At 38.9% G+C, this 22,242-nt stretch carries 19 protein-coding genes and 1 pseudogene; 19 read left to right on the top strand and 1 reads right to left on the bottom strand.

The window, feature by feature from the left end:
• The 19 genes and pseudogenes from RT41_RS08675 to pnuC form a co-directional block, all read left to right on the top strand.
• The coding region (locus tag RT41_RS08675; protein WP_143467359.1) for a beta strand repeat-containing protein at positions 1-3,731 on the top strand (3,731 nt) is incomplete at its 5' end.
• A 214-nt stretch (positions 3,732-3,945) separates the two neighbouring features.
• Entirely contained in the window at positions 3,946-4,800 is an 855-nt protein-coding gene (locus RT41_RS08680) for a polyprenyl synthetase family protein (protein WP_096818964.1), read from the top strand.
• 41 nt (positions 4,801-4,841) lie between these two features.
• The gene (locus tag RT41_RS08685) at positions 4,842-5,651 is read left to right on the top strand and encodes a TlyA family RNA methyltransferase (RefSeq protein ID WP_096818966.1); all 810 of its coding nucleotides are present in this window, start codon (positions 4,842-4,844) and stop codon (positions 5,649-5,651) included.
• Complete coding sequence (locus RT41_RS08690) at positions 5,648-6,094, top strand: arginine repressor (RefSeq protein WP_054639295.1); 447 nt, start codon at positions 5,648-5,650, stop codon at positions 6,092-6,094. Before RT41_RS08685 ends, RT41_RS08690 begins: the two co-directional genes overlap by 4 nt.
• 51 nt (positions 6,095-6,145) lie before the next feature.
• Positions 6,146-7,813, top strand: a complete 1,668-nt coding sequence (gene recN / locus RT41_RS08695) for a DNA repair protein RecN (RefSeq protein ID WP_096818968.1) — start codon at positions 6,146-6,148, stop codon at positions 7,811-7,813.
• 14 nt (positions 7,814-7,827) lie between these two features.
• Positions 7,828-8,349, top strand: a complete 522-nt coding sequence (locus RT41_RS08700) for a DUF805 domain-containing protein (protein WP_096818970.1) — start codon at positions 7,828-7,830, stop codon at positions 8,347-8,349.
• Positions 8,350-8,389: 40 nt separating this feature from the next.
• Positions 8,390-9,295 carry a DUF805 domain-containing protein gene (locus RT41_RS08705; protein ID WP_096818972.1) on the top strand — a complete coding sequence of 302 codons (906 nt, stop codon included), beginning with the start codon at positions 8,390-8,392 and terminating at the stop codon, positions 9,293-9,295.
• 341 nt (positions 9,296-9,636) lie between these two features.
• A complete protein-coding gene (gene rsmH / locus RT41_RS08710) occupies positions 9,637-10,581 on the top strand; it encodes a 16S rRNA (cytosine(1402)-N(4))-methyltransferase RsmH (protein ID WP_425435564.1) in 945 nt (314 codons plus the stop codon).
• Between the two features lie 39 nt (positions 10,582-10,620).
• Positions 10,621-11,001: a cell division protein FtsL gene (locus RT41_RS08715; protein ID WP_096818975.1), complete on the top strand. Its 381-nt coding sequence runs from the start codon at positions 10,621-10,623 to the stop codon at positions 10,999-11,001.
• Positions 10,998-13,301, top strand: a complete 2,304-nt coding sequence (locus RT41_RS08720) for a penicillin-binding transpeptidase domain-containing protein (protein ID WP_096818977.1) — start codon at positions 10,998-11,000, stop codon at positions 13,299-13,301. Before RT41_RS08715 ends, RT41_RS08720 begins: the two co-directional genes overlap by 4 nt.
• A 45-nt stretch (positions 13,302-13,346) precedes the next feature.
• Positions 13,347-14,387: a phospho-N-acetylmuramoyl-pentapeptide-transferase gene (gene mraY, locus RT41_RS08725; protein ID WP_054639291.1), complete on the top strand. Its 1,041-nt coding sequence runs from the start codon at positions 13,347-13,349 to the stop codon at positions 14,385-14,387.
• A gap of 170 nt (positions 14,388-14,557) precedes the next feature.
• Complete coding sequence (locus tag RT41_RS08730) at positions 14,558-14,854, top strand: hypothetical protein (protein WP_054639290.1); 297 nt, start codon at positions 14,558-14,560, stop codon at positions 14,852-14,854.
• 85 nt (positions 14,855-14,939) lie between these two features.
• Positions 14,940-16,460: pseudogene (locus RT41_RS08735) on the top strand (ABC transporter permease).
• Positions 16,461-16,495: 35 nt separating this feature from the next.
• Entirely contained in the window at positions 16,496-17,158 is a 663-nt protein-coding gene (locus tag RT41_RS08740; RefSeq protein WP_054639289.1) for an ABC transporter ATP-binding protein, read from the top strand.
• Positions 17,159-17,239: 81 nt separating this feature from the next.
• Positions 17,240-17,893, top strand: a complete 654-nt coding sequence (locus tag RT41_RS08745) for a GTP pyrophosphokinase family protein (protein WP_096818986.1) — start codon at positions 17,240-17,242, stop codon at positions 17,891-17,893.
• A gap of 125 nt (positions 17,894-18,018) precedes the next feature.
• Positions 18,019-18,372 carry a 50S ribosomal protein L19 gene (rplS, locus tag RT41_RS08750; protein ID WP_054639288.1) on the top strand — a complete coding sequence of 118 codons (354 nt, stop codon included), beginning with the start codon at positions 18,019-18,021 and terminating at the stop codon, positions 18,370-18,372.
• Between the two features lie 181 nt (positions 18,373-18,553).
• On the top strand, positions 18,554-19,354 hold the full coding sequence (locus tag RT41_RS08755; RefSeq protein WP_096818979.1) for an NUDIX domain-containing protein: 801 nt from the start codon (positions 18,554-18,556) through the stop codon (positions 19,352-19,354).
• Positions 19,355-19,489: 135 nt separating this feature from the next.
• Positions 19,490-20,608: an AAA family ATPase gene (locus tag RT41_RS08760; RefSeq protein ID WP_054639286.1), complete on the top strand. Its 1,119-nt coding sequence runs from the start codon at positions 19,490-19,492 to the stop codon at positions 20,606-20,608.
• Positions 20,605-21,360: a nicotinamide riboside transporter PnuC gene (gene pnuC / locus RT41_RS08765; RefSeq protein ID WP_096818981.1), complete on the top strand. Its 756-nt coding sequence runs from the start codon at positions 20,605-20,607 to the stop codon at positions 21,358-21,360. The genes RT41_RS08760 and pnuC overlap by 4 nt, the downstream gene beginning before the upstream one ends.
• A gap of 42 nt (positions 21,361-21,402) precedes the next feature.
• Here pnuC and RT41_RS08770 read toward each other — a convergent pair whose 3' ends face one another.
• Positions 21,403-22,188, bottom strand: a complete 786-nt coding sequence (locus RT41_RS08770; protein ID WP_096818984.1) for a hypothetical protein — start codon at positions 22,186-22,188, stop codon at positions 21,403-21,405.
• Between the last annotated feature and the right edge of the window lie 54 nt (positions 22,189-22,242).

Consider the following 22,242-nt stretch of genomic DNA (forward strand, 5'->3'; position numbering starts at 1 on the left):
CGGCCGCGTCAGGCACCGTCTCAGGGACAGGCGTCTCAGGCGACACGGTCACGGTGACAGATCCAGACGGCAGCACGACACAGACCGCAACAGTTGATAGTAATGGCAACTGGACAGTAACGATTCCGAGCAGCCAGGCGAGTGGCGGTGTTTCAGCGACTCAAACGGACGGGACGACGACCTCATCTGCGACAACAGCAGCTTATGACGCGATAGACCCTTCTCTTACAATCACAACAGCAGCAGAGGGGACAATATCAGGGACTGGCACACCTGGTGATACGATAAATTATACGATTACAGTATCAACTGGCAGTGGTTCTAGCACTACTGGATCTAGCACCACCGTTGGTGCCGATGGCACGTGGACGGCCAATGCGGGTAACTCCGCTAGTGGGACACTCAAGGTCATAAGTGCAGCTACTAATGAGACGGCGACGAGTCCTTATACCGTCAGCTCAATCACATTGGCAGCAGCTGGTACTGTCTCAGGGACAGGTGTGGCAGGTAATACAGTCACGGTGACAGACCCAGACGGGATGACGACTCAGACGACGACCGTTGCGAGCAGTGGCACGTGGAGTGTGACGATTCCGAGTACACAGGCAAGCGGCACAGTAAATGCAGTCTTTAGCGATGGCGCGCAGAAATCGGCGGCTTATGTAACGAGTATCCCACTCACAATCACGACAGCAGCTGATGGCACTATCTCAGGGACTGGCACACCAGGCGACACGATTAGCTATACTATCACCACATCAACCGGCGCGAGTAGCACTGACTCTGCCGTGGTAGCTCAAAATGGGACATGGACATCCCATGTCATGATGGTAAACAGTAGCGGGACTCTCACGGTCACAGACACGAGCAGTACGGCGATGGCTACAGGTCTTTATATCGTTAGCTCGATCACAAGAGCGGCAGGTGGGACTGTATCAGGGACGGGTGTTCCAGGTAATACGGTCACGGTGACAGATCCAGACAATGTGACCACGCAGACGACAACCGTCGCGAGCGACGGCACTTGGAGTGTGACAGTGCCTGCGTCACAGACTCATGGCACGGTCATTGCACACTTTAGCGATAACGCAAATCCTGCTGCGACTTACATACAAAATCCAGCCAATACGACGATAACTTATGTTGATACATCAGGCGCGACTGTCCTACCAAGCTCAACAGTGTCTTTGACGGGGGAAGTGGGAGCGAGCGCCACAGTACCATACTCAGGTAGTGTGAGTGGCTATGTTTTGGCAGGTGTAACTTATAATGGCACAGCGGTCAAACCAGGCAGCACAATAACATTGACGGCAAATGGTGTACTCGTCTATACTTATTATTCAGCGAATAATGAGAGTATCAATTTTCAAACTTCGGCTTCTCTCCCTAGTTCGTATTCTGGTGTACCAGCAATGACGGTCTTTGGATCATTGGCGCCGGGTTACCCGATTACGATTACCTATATTGATAAGGCAACTGGAGCGACCGAAACGAAGACGATTTATACCGATGCTTCTGGTAACTATAGCTATACCTTGCCGACGACGCCTCTACAGGAATCACACGTCCTTGTCTCGCAGACACTTGCTGGTGCAACGTATCAGGCTGATTTTCTCGTCATCACGAGTAACCATGGGGAGACGGCTATCGCAAGCCCCGTTAAAAATGCGGATGGCACTTATAGTATTTCTGACACGGTAACTCTTCATTCACTTTCTGATTATCCGATCAATGGTGGAGATGCCGTCACGTTGACGGGCAATCTCGTGGATACAAAGACAGGAGCTATCTTAGCCACAGTGACGAAAAATGGTACGCTGGATAATGTCACGACGGACTCTACTGTCATACTAACCTATACGCTGACGGCCGCGCAATATGCTGCTCTCATCGCGAGTGGGGATACTGTTCAGTCTCAAGTCACTGGCGTGGATAATACTCAAGCGACAGATATGATACCGACGGGCATAACAAGTTGGGATGCTCCCGCCTTACAAATGGATAAGACCTACGCTAATGAATCAGAGACGATGCCAACCTATACGCCAAGCGGTGCGACAACGATTGAGAGCGCCACGAAGGATGCGAATGGCACCTACACTGTACTTGATACTGTGACGCTGAAAGGTGGTATCGCAGGGGACAGCTTCAACCTTTCTGGCAAACTGGTGGACTTGACCACTGCATCTAACTTGAGCGGTGTCACGGCGACTGCAACGGGCACATTTGCGACAGACGGCACCAGCAGTGCCACACTGTCTTATACCCTGACTGCCGCACAATACGGTCTTCTGACGACGCATGGCGACACAATTGAGTCACAAGTTGCAGGCTCAGATGCTCAAGCCAACACCGCGATTACGGTTGACCCAACCTATGCCAATGAAGCTTTGGCGATGCCCCTCTTCGATCCGAGCGGTGCGACGACGATTGGGAACGCCACGGAGAATGCGAATGGCACCTACACTGTACTTGACACCGTGACACTCCAAGGTGGTATCCCAGGGGATACGTACAGTCTGAGTGGTAACTTGGTGGACTTGACAACGAGATCTAACTTGAGCGGTGTCACGGCGACCGCGACGGGCACATTTGCATCAGATGGCACCAGCAGTGTAGAACTTGCATATACTTTGACTAATGCCCAGTATGACAGTTTGATTAGAGTTGGCGACCAGATTCAATCCCAAGTGGCGGGAATAGATACAACCGATTTAACCACTTTAAATATTGACCCAACTTTCACCAATGAGAGTGAAAACATAGCTAAGTATACTCCAAGCGCAAGTACTATTCTTGGAACTGTAATGAAAACGGCAACAGGATATACACTCGTTGATACTGTGACCCTGACTGGCGGATTGTCGGGGGATACATTCAACCTTTCTGGCAATCTCGTTGATATCACAACGAAGACTGATTTGATGGGTGTGACGGCCATAACAACCGGCAATTATGATGCCAGTGGTAACGCCACGGCTACCTTAACCTATAATTTGACACCTGCGCAGTACGGTTCTGTCACTTCAAATGGCGACAGCCTGCAATCACAAGTTTCGGGGACCACCGCAACTGGCAACACATTGATTTCTTTTGACCCAACCTACGCTAGCGAAAGCCAGAGGATGCCAACCTTTAAACCAAATGGAGCGACCCAGATTAGCTCTGCTGCAAAGAATGCGGACGGTACCTATACGATTGATGACACGGTCACGTTAAAAGGTGGCATGCCAGCGGACCAGTTCAGTATTTCAGGAAATCTCATTGATTTGACCACCGGGTCAAACTTGAGTGGGGGCAAGGCAACTGCGACAGGAACGTTTGCGTCGGATGGCACATCTAGTGCCACACTCGTTTATATTTTGACGGCTGATCAGTATGAAAGTTTGACTCAGAAAGGAGATACTATTCAATCCCAAGTGACTGGAACAGACACAACGGATTCAACGACATTAACCATTGACCTTACCTATTTTAACGAGAGTGAAACAATACCCCCGGTAACTCCAACCATCACACCTAAAGTGAATACATCCGAAAAGGTAGGAAAAATTGAAAATTACTATGCCCCTAATAACATACCTGCATTTCCATTTAGTCGTGTGGCGCGATCTAATCATCATTTACCTGCTACCGGAAGTACATCCGAGAATAATTTAGTAGAAATAGGTACTGCATTTCTTACCCTTGCCTCGGTTATGTTTTTAAAAGAAAAGGGCAGGCGTAGATAATTTAAAAAATAATAGAATATAAGGTCTATTATTTTTTTTTAATAATTACTTATTTAGGTAAAATAACAATGAAAAAAATTATTGATTTACAAAATTCAGTGGGTATTAAAAAAAAGTAGAATGATATAAAATATTGATTTTAAATAATATTGAGAAATTGGAAATATTATTTATTATAAGGCAAAGGGGCTCACTTTTTGCTATAATTATACTAATGAACACGAAAATAGAAGAAATCGAAGCAGTTTTACAAAAATTTTATCAATTGAATCAGATTCCATCTCACTTAGCTGACGCAACAACTTACTCCCTAATGGCTGGTGGTAAACGAATTCGCCCCATTCTGTTCTTAAATATGTTGGAAGCCTTTGGTCTTCAACTTTCAGAAGCTCATTTTGAAGTAGCAGCCACAATAGAGATGATCCACACAGGCTCACTCATTCATGACGATTTGCCTGCAATGGATAATGATGATTATCGTCGTGGGAAATTGACTAATCATAAAAAATTTGACGAGGCAACAGCAATTTTGGCTGGAGATGCTCTCTTTTTAGACCCCTATTATCTCCTTTCAAATGTAGCATTACCAGCAGAAATCGTTGTTCTCTTAGTGAAAGAATTGGCTTTTGCTTCAGGTTCAAATGGAATGGTTGCCGGGCAAATTTTGGATATGGATGGTGAAGGAAAATCACTCCAATTAGCTCAAATAGAAGCAATTCATCGTCTGAAAACAGGTCGAATGTTAACTTTTCCATTTGTGGCAAGTGGACTCATTGCTGGTAAATCTGTTCAAGAAATTGAACAATTGAGAAAGATTGGTCAAAAATTGGGATTAGCTTTCCAAGTTCGTGATGATATTTTAGATGTGACAGCGACATTTGAAGAAATGGGAAAAACACCTGGGAAGGATCTTTTGGAAGAAAAATCGACTTATGTTGCGTTTTTAGGACTCGAGGGGGCAAAAAATCAGCTGTCTCAATTGATGTCAGAAGTCAAAAGTGAACTCTCAGGATTGACCAATATCAACTTGGACTATATTTATCCGTTCATTGAAAAATTAGAACTTTGAGTGACAAATTTAGATAAAATACGTATAGAAATAGAGAATAAATGAAAGAAAGAGTAGATATTTTAGCAACAAATCAGGCCTTGTTTGAGACACGAGAACAAGCGAAGCGTGGAATTATGGCTGGCCTTGTTGTTGACGCTAAGAATGGGGAACGTTTTGATAAACCTGGTCAAAAAATTGACGACGGAACCGAATTACGATTGAAGGGGGAGAAACTGAAATATGTCAGTCGTGGGGGGCTTAAATTAGAAAAAGCCCTCACTGAATTTGGCCTATCAGTTCAAAGTAAAACGTGTTTAGATATCGGTGCTTCAACGGGCGGTTTTACTGACGTGATGTTACAGAATGGTGCAAAACGCGTTTATGCCCTTGATGTTGGGACAAATCAGTTAGCCTGGAAAATCCGCTCAGATGAACGGGTTGTCGTAATGGAACAATTCAATTTTCGAAACGCAGTTTTGACTGATTTTAATCAGGGACAACCTGAATTTTCATCCATTGATGTGAGTTTCATCAGTTTAGATTTGATTTTACCCCCTCTCTATGACATTTTAGTTGATCATGGTCATGTTGTAGCCTTGATAAAACCACAATTCGAAGCTGGTCGTGAACAAGTAGGCAAAAATGGGATTATTAAAGATCCGAAAATTCATAAAATGACCATTGAAAAAGTTTTGAATCGAGCAGTTACTTGTGGTTTTACTGTTGAACACTTGACCTTCTCACCCATCAAAGGTGGGGCTGGAAATGTCGAATTCCTCGTTCATCTCTATAAAGATGGTCTTGGCAAAATTGGCTCAAATGTAAATGTTGATCAGATTTTACAAAGCGAAAAGGAAACCTTAGAATGAAAAGAGAAGCACGCTTAAATTTTATCGCGGAATTGATATCAAAAGAAGAAGTTAAAACGCAAGATGAACTTGTGAATATCCTTTTACAACATCATATCGATGTTACTCAAGCCACTGTTTCGCGTGATATTAAAACACTCGCACTTGTAAAAATTCCTGCTGAAAGTGGAGGCTATCGATACGATATGCCGCAAAAAAACTCGCACAAAGCAAATCAGTTGTCTCAACAAGATTTAGTTTATCGGTCAATTACAGACATTAAAATAAAAGATGACTTACTTGCTTTAACAGCAAGACCTGGAACAACGAGCCTTATTAAGAGTCATTTATTAGAACAATTTCGTAGTTCTTTATTTACCGTTATCATTGATGACGATCGTGTTTTAGCTGTTTTTCAAGACGGAGTGAGTGCAAAACAAGCCTATCAAATTTTGAAATATTAATATCAGCGAATTTAAAACAGATATAAAAAGTACAAAAAGGTGGAGGATTTAATGTTACAGGAAATTTCCATAAAAAACTTTGCAATTATTGAAGAAATTCATCTCCCTTTTGAGAATGGAATGACCATTCTGACAGGAGAAACAGGTGCAGGAAAGTCCATTATTATTGATGCCATGAGTCTCCTTTTAGGTGGACGTGCGTCAAGTGATTTTGTCCGTCACGGGACTGATAAAGCAGAAATAGAAGGCCTCTTTTTCTTCGATCATAACCCTGAACTTTTGTCAGTACTGACTGAACTAGGTTTTGAAGAGATTACGAATGAATTGATCTTAAGACGCGAAATTTTTGCCAATGGACGTTCAGTTTGTCGCATCAATGGACAAATGGTAAATTTGACAACCTTGCGTGAAGTCGGTGAATATCTCGTTGATATACATGGGCAACATGACAGTCAAGAATTAATGAATGCCAAACACCATTTGCATATGTTAGACGAATTTGGCAATGAGAATTTTGAAAAAATCAAGGCTAATTATGTTGAGAAATTTGAGAGATATAAAAATTTACGATTTCAATTAACAAAACGTGAACGAAATGCTCAAGAATTTGCTCAACGGATCGAAATATTAAAATTTCAAGCAGAAGAGATTGAGGCTGCTAATATTCAAATCGAAGAAGATGAATTACTGCCTGCCAGACGTGAGAAGTTAAATAATATCAAAACCATCGCAGATGCCTTGTCAACGGCATATCTGGCACTTGATGATGAAGAGAATGATATTTCTAGTCTAAACAATGTAAGAATTACCATGAGTGAATTGGACAGAATTTCTGAATTTGACCCTGTTTATCAAGAACTAGCAGACAAAACAGCCGAAAGCTATTATTTATTAGAAGATATTGCGTCGCAAATCACACACCAACTGGACAACTTGGAATTCAATCCGACAGAGCTATTACAGATTGAAGATCGAATTATGAACTTGACTACTTTGAAAAAAAAATATGGTCCAACATTATCCGATATTGTTCATTACCAGGAAAAAGTCCAGTTGGAGTTAGCTGATTTAACAGGGCTTGAAAATGAGTCAGATTCATTAGTTGAAAAAGTCAAATTGGCTCAAGGTGCCTTAATTGATGCGAGTAAAGTACTAAATGATGAACGTCATAACCTCGCTGAGGGCTTGGAAAAGGATATTAAGAAAGAACTGTCCGAACTTTACATGGAAAAGGCAGATTTCAAAGTCCAATTCGAAAGTGGAAAGTTTTCATCGAATGGGAATGAACACGTTGAGTTCTATATCCAAACCAATCCTGGAGAAGGCTTTAAACCACTGGCAAAAACGGCATCAGGTGGAGAACTTTCACGTTTAATGTTGGCAATTAAGTCGAGCTTTTCAAGGCGTGAAAATAAAACATCAATTGTCTTTGACGAGGTGGATACAGGTGTGTCCGGGCGTGTAGCACAGGCAATTGCACAGAAAATTTATAAAATTGCACGTTCTGGACAAGTTTTAGCCATCAGTCATCTTCCTCAAGTTGTCGCCATTGCCGATACACAGTTTTACATTGAAAAAAGTTCTTCAGATGATGTCACAACATCGACCGTCCGTAAATTGACGAAAGAAGAGCGAATTGAAGAAATTGCCAAAATGCTTGCTGGGGATAATGTTACAAAAGAGGCCCTTGCTCAAGCAGAGAAATTATTAGATAATTAAGGAGTGTAACAAACATGATTAAAGCCTATAAAAAATACTGGAAAAAAGCGTTGAAATTTGAAGGATTTAGCAGTCGTTCAGATTACTGGTGGGTTTTCCTGGTCAACAGTATCATTTACATGCTGATTTCCTTCTTGAGCTTTTTATCGATGATGCCTGCGATGGTCAAAATTATGACAAATTCAACCGGGCTGTCACAACCAGAATTGGTTGCTAAAGCACAAGAATTGGCCACCAATCCATCGGGTTTTACGATGCTGATCCTTGCTTTATCCATCGTCTTTGGTCTAGCAATTTTAATTCCTAATGTCTCACTTATTTATCGTCGTCTCAATGATGCAGGGATGCCTACATTTGTTGCATATATTTTTGGTCTTGCGGCATTTTATGGGATATTTTCTCGATTCATTACAGCAAAAGAATTTACATTTGTTGCGACTGCGGCAGCCTTTATCACTTACGCGGTCTATATCTTGTGCCTATTTCCAACGAAATATCGCGATGAAGAAGATGACGATTCAAGAAATTACGATTGATTTAAGTTCATTTTGATAATCTGTTAAGGAAGGAGGTAAAATGTTAAATTCTTATCGTAAATTTTGGCAGGACTATTTTAATTTTAAGGGAAAAACGACGCGCAAAGATTTTTGGTCAGCTCTGCTGATCCATCTCCTATTCATTTTTGGACTCAGTATTATCTCAATACTGCTTAATGAATTAGCATCAGGGGTGCTCCCTGATGGATTCAATGTTCTTTCGCTTTTAATTAGGTCCTATCTTGTTTTGTATTTGCTTTTGACCATGATTCCAACTTTGTCAGTCATGACAAGGCGACTTGCAGACGCTAATTTGCCATGGGCTTTAATCTTTTTAAACCTAATTCCATTCGTTGGGGCAATTATTCTGCTTATCTTATGTGCTATAGATAAAGACCAAAGTAAGCCTGTAACAGTGCATCATTCAAAACGTTTCTTCCCTTATATTAATGAAAAAGGAAACGTCACATTTTCTGAAGCAATAAAAAATTATGTAACGGGTTATTTTTCATTTGATGGAAAAACGAATCTGAAAAGCTTTCTAAGGGCACAATTATTTTTCCTTGGCCTTGGGTTGATTTGGATTGGGCTTGCATTTTTGGCGCAAGCGATTGAGATTAATAGGATTGGCCAGACTACGATTTTGAGTCAATCGATGGATTTTGGTGTGAGATGTTATTTTGCATTCATTCTAGTTCCTGAATTGTCAGTGATGACAAGACGATTGAATGATGTCGGCATTGCAAAAAAAGAAACCTTTTTAATTTTCCTCGCCGGATATAGCATCGTCTCCCTCCATTACGCTTTCAGTAAGGTCACTGAATTGAGTTATGGCTTTCATCAATTTGTTCTTGCTAAATATTTTCTATTCTTAATAAGTATGGTTCTTGTTTTCTGGCTTATTTCTCTTTTATTGAAAAATGAAAAAAATCAAGATCAGAGATGAAAATAATCATAAAGGGACTTGGGGTTCCTTTTTTTATAAATTGTGAAATTTGGATAGTTTACGCGAATCGTCAACTCGATTGACACACTTTTAGATTAAATTTTACAGATTTGATTAAAAAGTCAAGCGTAGCAAGCCTCATATTCAACTGATCAATCAAGTGAATAATTGAGGGTTGACAGCTTAATTGACAATTTTTAGTGAAATGTCTTCCAAAATCATGAAAAAGTGATATAATAAGATAAGTCTGTTTTAAAGAACTATTCTAATTCATATTTGGAAAAAATTCTTCAAATTAGACCAGTAAGTACACGAAGGAGAACGGTGTTTTGTCTCAAGAAATCGAATTTAAGCATGATACAGTTTTACTACATGAAACGGTAGATTTGCTTGAAGTCAAACCCGACGGCCTATATGTTGATGCTACACTAGGTGGAGCTGGCCATAGTGAATATCTGCTCAGTAAATTAACGACAGGACATTTGTATTCATTTGACCAAGATCAACATGCACATGACCACGCGCAAATTCGCTTAGCAAAGCAACTTGAAGCTGGTAAAGTGACACTGATTAAAGATAATTTTAGAAACTTGAAAGCCGCACTCGCTGAATACGGTGTTGATAAAATTGATGGAATCGTCTATGATTTAGGTGTTTCAAGTCCTCAATTTGATGATAGTCAGCGTGGTTTTTCTTACAAAAAAGATGCTCGACTGGATATGCGAATGAATCAAGAGCAGGCGCTTTCCGCCTATGAAGTTGTCAATGAATATTCGTTTAATGAGCTCGTACGTATTTTTTTCCGTTACGGAGAAGATAAATTTGCGAAACAAATTGCTCGAAAGATTGAACAAGCGAGACAAATTCAACCTATTGAGACAACACTTGAGTTAGCTGCCATTGTTAAATCGGCCCTTCCTCAAAAAGCTTTGAAGAAAAAAGGACATCCAGCAAAGCAAATTTTTCAGGCCATACGGATTGAAGTGAATGATGAATTAGGTGCAGCAGAAGAATCGATTGAACAAGCCATAGATTTATTGAAAATTGGTGGTAGAATCTCTGTCATCACATTCCATTCATTAGAAGACCGACTGACGAAGTCAATTTTCAAAGAATATTCTACAGTTGATGTTCCCAAAGGACTTCCAATGCTTCCAAAAGAGATGGAAGCAAAATTGAAACTGGTTAACCGCAAGCCAGTCGTTGCGAGTAACGAAGAATTAGAATTTAATAACCGTGCACACAGTGCCAAATTACGTGTTGCCGAAAAACAAAATGAAAATTAAAGACATTATTATTGAACGAACTAAGATGGAGGAGGAAACATGGCAGCACAGCCTAAAGAATATTTTGATATAAAAACGGCAGCAAAAAAAGATAGCTACCTCATTGACAAAAATTCGCTTGCGCCAGAAGTACTCGCAAGTAAATTTAAAAAATTAAGCGGGGTCGAAAAAATCTTTTATTCAACCTTGGTTTTCGCAGTCCTTATTATCGCAGTTGGTCTGCTCTATATTAAAACAAAGACGATGGAAGTTGAAAGTAACACTGTTAATTTAAATGTTAAAATTTCTCAACAAGAAACAAAAAATGCAGAGTATGACCAACAAATTTCAGATTTAGGTTCTGGAAACCAATTGTCTGGCATCGCCGCAAAAGACGGAATGTCACAAAATTTCTCTAATGTATTGAAAGCGACAAAATGATCAATTTTTTAAGAAAATTATTTTCCCTTCCCTTTAGGATGATTTCAAAAAATGCAAAAAAGACGAAATTAAAACCCGAAAATAATCGTAAACGAATAGGTAAGAGTCTGTTTTTCCTAGCTATTGCTGTGTTTGCGATTTTTATTTTTAGGTTAGTCTGGCTTGTTACAGTTAATCACGTAGGTTCGACTAATCTCAAACAGAATGCAACTTACAACTTTCAAAGTACGGTTTCAGTACAAGCAAAGCGTGGGACAATCTATGACCGTTACGGGACGGCTATTGCTGTTGATTCAAGTTCCTATACGCTTTACGTTGTATTGGACAAAAAACAAACCGATGTCAACGGAAATAAACTCTATGCTGACAAGAGTGAATTTGACAAGATTACAACCTTCTTAAACAGTAAACTTGGCATTGATAAGACATTAATTACTCAGCAGTTGAATAATAAGAAAGCGAGTCAAGTTCAATTTGGAACAAAGGGATCTAATATCTCGCTTCAAAAAATGCAAGAATTGCAAAAAGCAGCAGATGATGAAGGACTAGTTGGGATTGGATTCATATCCAATGTGGCGCGTTCATATCCAATGTCAAATGTTGGATCTGGTTTTGCTTCACAGTTCATTGGAACGGCTGCGAATGATGGAAATACGCTTGTTGGTTCAGACGGAATAGAATTAGCCTATAATTCTATTTTGAGTGGTAAGAATGGTGTTGAAACATACCAAAAAGACGCTTCAGGTCATCCTTTGCCAGGGACAACAAAAGTTATTAAGCCTGTTGAAAATGGGTCTGATGTATATACGACACTAGATTCAAGATTACAAGAACAACTTGAAACTTTGATGGATAAAGCGGCTTCTGATTCTGGTGCTCAGCAATTGTCTGCAACATTGATGACGAAAGATGGTCAAATATTAGCGACTACTCAACGTCCAACATATACGCCAGCAACCAAAAATACAGCTACAGATCAAAAATATTTTACGTGGAATAGCTTGCTTTTCCAAACAGGCTTTGAACCGGGATCTGTTATGAAGACGTTCCTAATGGCTTCTGCCTTGGACAGTAACAAAGTTGATTTAAACGCGACATACGATCGTACCGAATTGAAGGTTTATGATGCAACCATTAAAGACTGGGATATCAACGAACATTCAAAATTCTTATTACCAACCATTGTTAATTATGCCGACGGTTTTATGATGTCAAGTAACGTTGGTATGAGTCGAATTGAACAACAAATGGGCTATAATACTTGGGAACAATATCTTAAAAAGTTCAAGTTTGATATGCGTGTTCGTACAGGTCTATCAGGGGAAGTTGCATCCTCTCTTCCTGCAGCTAATGCTGTTTCTCAAGTCCAGTCTGCTTTTGGTCAAGGGATTGCCGTGACACAAATTCAATTACTTCGTGGTTGGACTACATTTGCAAACAATGGTGTTATGCTCGAACCTCATGGAATCAGTCAGATTGTAAATCCAAATGAAAATACTTCATTAACAGTTGGAAAAGAAGTCATCGGAAACCCTGTTTCCTCTAGTGCGATATCAAAAACCCTTCAATTAATGGAGGGCGTTGATACCAACGCAACTTATGGGACAGCTTATACGGCACTGGGTGATGCTGAGGATAATATTCCTGCGAACAGCCCATTGATTCAAATCAATGGTAATCCGGCGGCTGTTAAAACAGGGACGGCCCAAATTGCTGCCCCTGGTGGTGGATATATCCAAGGTGCTGAAAGTAACCTGTACTCAATGGTTGCGATGTATCCTGCTTCAAACCCTGATTTTATTATGTATATGAACATTAAATTACCTACAAAAACATGGTCATTGCATTATATAAGTCGTGTAGTTAACCCAATGTTAACTTTAGCTGAATCACGTAAATCAGAAATTTTCCAAACGACAAGCGTTGATAAAGCGGGTAAAGTTAAAATAGCAGATTACTCAAACGAAAATCCTGGATCTGTGACGGACACTTTGAGACAAGAAATTCTTCAACCTGTCCTTGTTGGTTCGACGACTGAAACGGGTGTCAAAATTGTAAAACAGTCAATTAGTTCAGGGACATCTGTTCCTGCAAACACACGAATTTTATTATTGACAAGTGGAAGTCCTCTCATGCCTGATATGTATAGTTGGACCAAAGAGCAAGTTGATCAAGTCGCAAAATGGTATAATTTGAAAGTAACTTATTCTGGTTCGGGCAGTTCAGTAACGAAGCAAAGTGTAACGGCAGCCTCGAGTATTAAAAAGGGCCAAAGCCTTACGATTACATTGGGAAATTAGGTAGAAATCCATTACTGAAGACTTGGAATTAAAGAGGAGATAAGAATGTTAATAGGTGGACTAATAGTCGCGGTTATTTCAATGGTTGTAACAATGATTGGAATTCCTCGCTTTATTATGTTTTTCCATAAGAAGAAATTGGGAGGACAACCAACCCTTGAGGAAGTGAAACAGCATGCAAGTAAGGCTGGAACACCGACAATGGGTGGGCTCGTTTTTGTAGTAGTTACGTTGTTTGTTTCACTTGTTGCAGCAATTGTGTTGGATATTTTGAGTCCTTTGTTCATTATTGCGTGGTGGGTCCTTGCGATGTATGCAGTCATTGGATTCTTCGATGATTTCTTGAAAATATTTAAGAAAGTTAATCAAGGCTTGACTGCAGTTCAAAAACTTTTGGCTCAAATTTTGATTGGTGTTGTTTCTTACGTTATTTACACGGCGGCCCCTCACTTTAAAGGGCTACCACCTGCTCGTGGCATGAGTCCCGATCAAGGAATGAATCCAAACCATATTCAAATGTTTAATTGGGATTTCAATTTAGGTATTTTCTTTCTAATTTTCATCATCATTTGGTTGGTCGGATGGTCAAATGCAGTTAACCTGACGGATGGAATTGACGGCTTGGCTTCAATTACTGTTGCAATTTCTTTAATTGCTTACGCGATCATTGCTGTTGCACAGCACCACTATGATGTTCTTGTTATCATCATGGCAATGGTTGGTGGATTGTTAGGTTTCTTCGTCTTTAATCATAAGCCCGCAAAAATTTTTATGGGTGATGTTGGTAGTCTTGCATTGGGAGGCTTTTTAGCCATCATTTCTATCCTTTTACACGCGGAATGGACTCTGGTTTTCATTGGAGCAATTTATATTATTGAAACTCTGTCGGTGATGATTCAAGTGACTTACTTCAAGAAAACAGGTGGGAAACGGATTTTCAGAATGACACCCATTCACCATCACTTTGAATTAGGTGGCTTTTCTGGTCATTCAGCAGGTTGGTCAGAGTGGAAAATTGATCTTGTTTTCTGGACGGTGACTGCTGTACTCTCAGCTTTAGCTTTAGGAATTTATTTCCTGGTCTAATCGGCCAGCATAATTAAAAATATGGAATCGGACTTTGTCATTACTGACAAGGTCTTTTTTATTATCATTTTATTATTTTTCTCATTTTCAGTTTAGATTCAGCTACCGATAAGCGTTTATTAAGATATTGGAAGTATACTTAATTAAGTTTATGGGAAAGGAGAGCTCTGTTGGTTCAATACATAATAAAAAATAAAATTGTAATTATAGTATCATTAGTAACATTTATAATCGGTGGAACGGGTGGTTATTTTATAGGTCATGCTCAAGGAATGACATCCGATGAATTAAAAATGAATCAACAAATGCCTTCATTTGGAAATCAGGGCGGAAATAATACAAATCTGCCAAGTCGTCCAAATGGTGGAACAGATGCAAATTCTGGTGCCAGTACAAATTCAGATACGAACTCGAATGATTCTAATTCGATACCAAACTCTGATGGTTCAGCATCAGGAAGTCTTTAATTGATTAAAAATATAAAAGACAAAGATGCATTTTGCAATGCAGTAATAGTTCAATCAATTTTTGATTGAAAGAAATGAGGGAAATATGGATTTCATAAGACGCGCATGGCTTTTCACTAAGGCCAAAATCTCTAGAACGATTTTATTGATTGTTGCTTTCTCAGCAATTTTAATTTTTGTACTTTCAGGTTTAATAATTAATTCTGCGGCAAAATCATCGATTGAGTCAGCTAAAAAAGCAGCTGGAGCAACCGTTTCGCTGGCCGTTAATATGCAAAATGTTATCAAGGAGGCTCAATCTTCTGCAGATTCAAGCAGTTCGACCAGTTCCAGTAGTTCGAGCACTGATAAACACTTTGGAATAAATTTGCCGACGATTTCTGAGACAACAGCAAAGAAAATCGCGGCCCTTTCAGGGGTTAAAGATTATACATTTTCCTATTCGGCATCTGCCAACGCAAGTTCAGGAATAACAAAAGTTTCTGAGACTTCAACGTCAACCTCTTCATCAGCATCAGATTCAAATTCGTCAAAGAATGACCAAGGTTTTGGTGGTCAAGCTGGCTGATTCGGTGGAATGGAACAATCTGATTTTACAATTGAAGGGACGAATAATTTAGCTGACAATAGTAGTTTCTCAAGTGCTTATAAAATTACCTCAGGACGTGCCATCAGTGCATCAGATGAAGGAACAAATAATGTTGTGATTGAATCGACATTAGCAAGTCAAAATAGTCTATCCGTTGGATCAACGTTTGTTCTGAAAGACAGTAATAGTAAAACCTATCAGATGAAAGTTGTTGGTATCTACACGACGACTACGGGATCAACGGAAAATTCGATTTCTTATATGAATACGATTTATACGGCCCTTTCTGTGGCAAATGCAATGAAAGCAACAACCGGAGTTATTTCGAGTGCCACTTATAGTCTAGAAAATCCAGCGACTGCAGATACTTTCGTAACGAAGGCCAACAAACTGGTCAACAATAGCAATTTTGAAGTCTCAAAAAACGATCAAGCCTACCAAAATGTTAAATCTTCCCTTAATAATGTTGCAGGCTTTGCTAAAAATATCGTATTGCTCGTTGCTATTGCTGGTGCAATAATTCTAGCCCTGATTGTTATGTTGATGGTACGCGAACGCCGGTTTGAAATTGGTGTTCTGATGAGTCTCGGTGAAACAAAAGCAAAAATTGTCGCTCAATTTTTCACGGAATTAATCATGATTATGATTGTCTCCGTAGGGATTGCCTCTGCTGCAGGTAATGTTGTCGGAAATGTGGTTGGTCAACAACTCTTGAAACAAGAAACGACACAAACAACTAATACAGCGAATAATTTTGCTGGTGGTCAAAACAATACCAATGGTGCACCATCTAATGAAAGAGGAAACGGCGGTGGCTTTATGGGCCGAGCTGGCAATGCCATTGGGTTTGGTCAAACAAGAAGTGAAACAAAGGCACTTGAAAAATTAAATATCAAAACATCGGCAAATGAAATAGCTCTCTTACTTGGAATTGCCATATTGATTACCTTGGTTGCCGTTGGACTAGCTTCAATTGGTATCTTGCGACTTAATCCTAAACAAGTATTAACAAATTAAATGCTCAGCGCAGACAAAATTAAGAAGGAGAAGCGATGACCCTAAAAATTGAAAACGTAACATATTATTATACAAATCCTGATGATTATCTCTTTAAAGAAGTCAATGAGACCTTTGATAAAGGCCAAGTTTATGCGATTTTAGGTCAGTCAGGTTCTGGAAAAACGACATTTCTGTCCTTACTGGCAGGCCTTGACACACCAAAATCGGGTAGTCTTTCTTTTGATGATAAAGTGATTAAACCAAGTCATTTGACAAATTATCGAAAGAAAACAGTAAGCACTGTATTTCAATCTTATAATTTGTTGACTTATATGAGTGCTTACGATAATGTAAAAACAGCGGTTAAGATTTCAGGCGTTAAATTCGAAAATGAAAAAGAAGCGATTGTTGAAGCGCTGAAAAAAGTAGGGCTGACAGAAGACTTGATTTATAAATCTGTCAGCAAACTTTCAGGGGGGCAGCAACAACGTGTCGCAATTGCGCGTGCCCTAGTTTTAAATCATGACATTATCATTGCTGACGAGCCAACAGGGAATCTTGATGAAGAGACGACTGCCCAAATTGTGGAGTTATTTAAGAAGATTGCACATGACGACAATAAAATTGTTATCATTGTAACGCATGAAAGCGAAGTAGCAGCAGCTAGTGATGTGGTTTTCACATTGAAACATCGAAAATTTGAACGAAGCAATTAAAATAAAGGAGCGTTCGCTCCTTTATTTTATTCTCTAAGATTGATATAATTGAGGGAGAATATAATGAGAGAATCAGGAGAAATGAATAAAGAAAATCAGAACATTCGCTTTGACGTTGATGAATTTGAAAAATTGAAACGAACGCTTGTAAAATACAGTTGTGCTTTAGAAGTTGTGGTAACCCATCTCAACAATTTGAACACTTATTATAATGCGTTCGAGCCAGTGAATCCAATTGAACATATTAAAAAGAGAATCAAATCACCTGAAAGTATTGCAGGGAAATTAAAGAAAAAAGGCCTCCCAATTACGGCTGAATCTGCAGATAAAAATTTGCAGGATATTGCAGGAATTAGAATCATTTGTGCCTATGCAAAAAATATTTATGAAATCGTCGAGATTATTCGTAATCAACCAGATTTTACATTAGTTCGCGAAAAAGATTATTTAAATCATCCCAAAGAAAGTGGCTATCGTTCGTATCATTTGATCGTTGAAATTAATCTTGGTAGACTGTTTGGCGACCAGATTTGTCAAGTTGAAATTCAATTGCGGACCTCTGCAATGGACTTTTGGGCAACTTTGGAACATAAAGTAAAATATAAATATGATGGGCAAATGCCAGAATATTTAAGTCATGAACTTCAAATTTCAGCTGAACAAATTCATGAACTCGATGAAAGAATGTACCATATTCATGAGCTTGTAGACGAAATTAATGAAGATTTAATTTAATGTGTAAGAAAAAGCACTTGAAAAGTTGCGTGAAATCTGCTATACTATGCTTTGTGCTTAATGCATAAAAAAAACTGTCTATCCGCTGAGCGGGATGCTGAATGATGGGCAAAAGGAGAAAAAACATGTCAAACTCATTGATCGAAACTATCAATGCTAGCCAACTTCGTAACGATATTCCTGATTTCCGCGCTGGTGATACTGTAAAAGTCCACGCGAAAGTCGTTGAAGGAACTCGCGAACGTATCCAAATCTTCGAAGGTGTTGTTATCGCCCGTAAAGGTACTGGAATCTCTGAAACATACACTGTTCGTAAAATTTCAAACGGTGTTGGTGTAGAACGTATCTACCCATTGCACACTCCACGTGTTGCCAAAATTGAAATTGTTCGTCATGGACAAGTTCGTCGTGCGAAATTGTACTACCTCCGCGGTTTGCAAGGTAAGAAAGCTCGTATCGCTGAACGTAAAGCTAAATAATTGGCTTATGAATCGCTCTGTTGAGCGGTTTTTTTGTTTGAAAATTTTTCTCATAATCTAGGGGACAATTTTTTATTCTTTTGTTATCGAATCAGAAGCTTTATTTTGATTAAGTTTATGTTCTATTTGTGTTATACTTGATATAAGTATAATAGACTTATATTGAAAGAAGGAATTTTTTGTGAGGAATGAAAAACAATACTATGAGCAAGAAGGGACTGAGTCTGAATTTCTTGATTGGTATAAAAGTCAGGATTTACAAAATTATGAAAAACCATCAGTGACAATTGATAATGTCATTTTTGCTTATCAGCCCCATCTTCGAAAGTTGCAGATGCTATTAATTAAGCGTGCAGCTCACCCCTTTCAAGGAAAATATGCTTTACCAGGCGGTTTTATTAATCCGAATGAAGAGGCTAAGGAAGCTGCCAAACGAGAAACATTTGAAGAAACTTCAATCAGAATTGAACAAGAGACTCAAATGTGGCAAATTGGAGCTTTTTCTACGCCATTTCGTGACCCCCGTGGCTGGACGATTTCGATTGCTCATACGACTTTTTTGTATCCATTTGTTGAATCAAAAGCATCGGACGATGCTTTTAAAGCTGAATGGGTAACGATTGTGCCTGCGGCACTTGATGAAGAAGAACCTTGTTTCGTTAATCAGGCCGGTGAAACGATTCACCTGAATGATGATCTAGCATTTGACCATGCGGATATTATTCGTACGACATTTAAACGAATTAAGGAGGCACTGGCCTACAATGTTGACATTACACAAGTACTTGGACCAAGTTTTACTAGCCGACAAGTTCAAGAATTATTTTATGTCTTTGATTCAAAGTTTGATAAGCATTATTCTTTATCTAATATTGTTAAAATTTATGTGACACGATTGCATCTTCTCGAAAAAGTGGGTCAAGTAACAATCAAAAAGCAATCAGCTGGCCGTCCTAAAATGCTGCTTTCTTATAAAAAATAAAATAAAAAACAGGTCGTAAAACCAGTTTTTTTATTTTGAAGAGTAATCTGACTTGACAAATTTATTTTATAATAGTAAAATCTATCTAAATTAAATAAAGTACATCGTACTTAAAATGAAGTTGGAGCGATTCTTATGGAAACAGCAAATCTCAATAAAGAGAAATTGAATGGAGAACGAATTGGTATTGTTTTTGGTACCTTTGCTCCATTACATAAAGGGCATTTGAATATCATTTACAGAGCCTTGATGGAGAATGATGGTGTCATTTTGATTGTTTCTGGTTATCAACATGATCGAGGTGAAGCGGTTCATTTGCCGCTTGAGAAACGTTTTCGCTATCTCCGTGAAGCCTTCAACGATGAGTTAAGTTTACGAATTGATTGGTTGGATGAAACGGAAATTCCCAGGTATCCGTTTGGTTGGTCTGAGTGGACAAAGATTTTACTTGAAAAAGTGGAAGATAATCTTTATGATCACCACTTACGTCGCTTTAAAATTTATGTTGGCGAAGAAGAATATGTGACCGAGCTGACGAAGTTTTTACCTGAAAACTACCAAATTGAATTGCAAAATAGGGAAGTGATTCCAATTTCATCGACTCAAATTCGTAAAAATCCGTTGGCACATTGGAATGATATTAATCCTGTCTTTAGACGTCAATTCACCAAAAAAATTCTGATTGCTGGAAGTGCGAGTACGGGGAAATCAACTCTTGTTAAACGTTTGGCTCGTACATTCAATGCTACTTTTAGTGAAGAATATGCCCGGCTTTACGAGGAACAAAATAATGTAAATGATGACGAACTACGGGCTTATGATTATGCTCAATTTATTACAGGTCAATGGGAAGCGAATTATCATGAAGTTATTAGTCCTGCTAATAATGGCATAACTTTTTTTGATACGGATGTCATGGTGACAAAAGCCTATGCCAAATTGTACTTGAGCCCCAATGATTATAATGAGCTTGGTCATTTATTCGATTTGATTATTAAGAAACAGGATTTTGATTTGATTTTTGTAATTCCACCCATCACAACTTACGTGAATGATGGCTTTAGAAACATGGAATGGGAAGAAAGTCGTTTTGACTACCACAACACTTTGATGGAAATTATTAAGGAATACCACTTTGAAGATACTATTGTGTTGCTTGATGACAAAGGGAATGATGAATATGACGGCTTTTATCAACGCTACAAACATGCTGTTTCAGAAGTTTATCACTTATTGAAAGAGGGAACAAAATGAACAAAAATGTAATCTTGCAGGGTTTGAAAGACACTTTCAATCTGAAAATAATTTTTAAAGAACTCACAACAATGACCATAAAAGATAACCTTTTGATGTCTGTTCTACTCGCTGTTCAAATTCTAGTTTATTTTATTACAGGTAGTTTTGATTTGATGAGTAATTTATCACTAATTGTTGGAATATTTACGATTGTCAATTTAATCTTGGTCAATCGGGGGCGGTTGACAAATTATGCTTGGGGGACGGTCAGTGCCGTGTTTTGGCTAATTGTAGCAATCAAGTCTCAACTCTTTGGGGACATGTTTTCTCAGATTTATTATGTGGTGATGCAATTTGTTGGCATTTATGCTTGGCAAAAATCATTGAATCAAACAGAAACGAAAGAAGTGGCGCCACGCAAAATTTCTCTGAAAATGGGCTTGCTCTCACTTGTTGGATTTGCTGTCATTTATGTCATCGTTCTAGCAACGAGTGCACATTTGAATGGTCAGCAGATTATTCTTGATGCTACGCTGCTGCCATTAGCAATAATTGGTCAAATGTTAATGACTTTTGGTTATCGTAGTCAGTGGCTTGCTTGGTTTTTGATTGACTTTATTAATGTGGTGATTTGGTATAATAACTGGCAATTTCAAGGAAATAGTGCATTGGGAATGTTCATTCTCCAAATTTTGATGCTGGTGAATGCGATTTATGGAGCTTATCTTTGGTTCAAAAAACCATCGATTGATGAATATCAAAAAGCATAATAAAAGAGCAGTAAGTCAAAACTTACTGCTCTTTTATTGTATTTAATTGAGGCTTGATTCAGAAACATCAAAGCGGCTGAGGCTGCTAATTGTGAAATCATCATCGGAATATTTTTTGAATGTTTCTGGTTTGATGCTGACTAAACGATCCACGAATTCATTTGTTTTAACGCGAAGTTTCGGCGTTACACTTTCAAAAATGGGATAGATATTTCCTTTTTTATCAAGTGAAACTTGTTCTAGATAAGGAGGCAATGTTGCAACACGACCATTAGTGAGGTGCAATTTTTGGTCATCCACATCAAGATAATAACGGAGGAGTTTTGAGTTTTTGTTACCAAAAGATTGCGTGATATAGAGATAGTCTTCATCCAAAGCAAGCCCTTGAATTTTATCTGGGGCTTTGAATGAAAGAGAAGACAGGATGTGGACATAACCCTCTTTGTCTGTCATAAATTTTTGATCATCCAAACTAGGAACCCAGTAATTAGCTGATTTCTTTGTCCAGTCTGTTGTGAAGATTTGAATACGTCCTTTACCCGCTTGCGTCGAGAAGTAACCAATCCAAATGTCGTTTTTGTAAGTGGCAAGCGTTGATACTTCGGCCGTTGTATCAAGAATAATGCTAGCTTCGGTACTGATTGGTTCGAGTGAATTAATTTTGTAAGCTTCGATTTTCTCTAGTGAGAGGGCAGTAATTGCAGCTTGTCCATTAATTGAATCGGCAACCCAAAGTGTTTCATGCGCTTTGTCATATGCCAGTCCACCTACGTGGGCTTTATGGCCTAGCGCAATGGTTTTGATATAGTGACCTTCGTAATCAAGCATAAAAATGACAGAACTTACTTTTTTAGTATGATTGACGTTAAGTCAAGTTTTTAG

The organism is Lactococcus fujiensis JCM 16395, from assembly GCF_002441655.1.
Taxonomy (GTDB): Bacteria; Bacillota; Bacilli; order Lactobacillales; family Streptococcaceae; genus Lactococcus; species Lactococcus fujiensis.

Bases quoted from the DNA above. Each gene is read 5' to 3' on its own strand.
- RT41_RS08680 (WP_096818964.1), top strand. From the start codon at position 3,946: ATGAACACGAAAATAGAAGAAATCGAAGCAGTTTTACAAAAATTTTAT.
- RT41_RS08760 (WP_054639286.1), top strand. From the start codon at position 19,490: ATGGAAACAGCAAATCTCAATAAAGAGAAATTGAATGGAGAACGAATT.
- RT41_RS08715 (WP_096818975.1), top strand. From the start codon at position 10,621: ATGGCAGCACAGCCTAAAGAATATTTTGATATAAAAACGGCAGCAAAA.
- RT41_RS08720 (WP_096818977.1), top strand. From the start codon at position 10,998: ATGATCAATTTTTTAAGAAAATTATTTTCCCTTCCCTTTAGGATGATT.
- rplS (WP_054639288.1), top strand. From the start codon at position 18,019: ATGTCAAACTCATTGATCGAAACTATCAATGCTAGCCAACTTCGTAAC.
- mraY (WP_054639291.1), top strand. From the start codon at position 13,347: ATGTTAATAGGTGGACTAATAGTCGCGGTTATTTCAATGGTTGTAACA.
- RT41_RS08685 (WP_096818966.1), top strand. From the start codon at position 4,842: ATGAAAGAAAGAGTAGATATTTTAGCAACAAATCAGGCCTTGTTTGAG.
- RT41_RS08690 (WP_054639295.1), top strand. From the start codon at position 5,648: ATGAAAAGAGAAGCACGCTTAAATTTTATCGCGGAATTGATATCAAAA.
- RT41_RS08740 (WP_054639289.1), top strand. From the start codon at position 16,496: ATGACCCTAAAAATTGAAAACGTAACATATTATTATACAAATCCTGAT.
- RT41_RS08705 (WP_096818972.1), top strand. From the start codon at position 8,390: ATGTTAAATTCTTATCGTAAATTTTGGCAGGACTATTTTAATTTTAAG.
- pnuC (WP_096818981.1), top strand. From the start codon at position 20,605: ATGAACAAAAATGTAATCTTGCAGGGTTTGAAAGACACTTTCAATCTG.
- recN (WP_096818968.1), top strand. From the start codon at position 6,146: ATGTTACAGGAAATTTCCATAAAAAACTTTGCAATTATTGAAGAAATT.
- RT41_RS08700 (WP_096818970.1), top strand. From the start codon at position 7,828: ATGATTAAAGCCTATAAAAAATACTGGAAAAAAGCGTTGAAATTTGAA.
- RT41_RS08745 (WP_096818986.1), top strand. From the start codon at position 17,240: ATGAATAAAGAAAATCAGAACATTCGCTTTGACGTTGATGAATTTGAA.
- RT41_RS08770 (WP_096818984.1), bottom strand. From the start codon at position 22,188: ATGCTTGATTACGAAGGTCACTATATCAAAACCATTGCGCTAGGCCAT.